1 protein-coding gene is annotated in these 458 nt (G+C 61.8%); it reads right to left on the bottom strand.

Features of this window, described 5'->3' with window-relative positions; all coding sequences use genetic code 11:
* The coding region (locus tag V7D81_RS23065) for an ABC transporter permease subunit (RefSeq protein WP_442958375.1) at positions 1-458 on the bottom strand (458 nt) is incomplete at both ends.

The raw sequence follows: 458 nt of genomic DNA, 5'->3' as shown, positions 1-458 counted from the left end.
TGTTGAAGCCGAGGATGTCCTTGAAGTCGGTGAGGCCGTTGTTGCCGCCGAAGCCCATGTCGTTGCGGAAGAACGCCAGCATCAATGCATACGTCAGCGCCTGCGTGATGATGGACAGATACACTCCCGTCACGCGCGAACGGAACGCGAGCCAGCCGAACACCAGCGCCAGCAGTCCCGGCACGAGGACGACCATCAGCGCGGCGAACCAGAACATGTCGAAGCCGTACCAGAACCAGGGCAGTTCCTTCCAGTTCAGGAACACCATGAAGTCCGGCAGGACCGGATCGGCATACACGCCGCGCGGCCCGATCTGGCGCATCAAGTACATACCCATCGCATAGCCACCCAGCGCGAAGAATGCGGCGTGACCGAGACTCAGGATGCCGCAGTAGCCCCAGACCAGATCGACGGCGACGGCCAGCAGCGCATACGTCAGGTACTTGCCGATCAGCGTC

The organism is Povalibacter sp. (assembly GCF_036735925.1).
GTDB lineage: Bacteria > Pseudomonadota > Gammaproteobacteria > Steroidobacterales > Steroidobacteraceae > Steroidobacter.
This window is presented reverse-complemented; position numbering and strand designations above follow the sequence as displayed.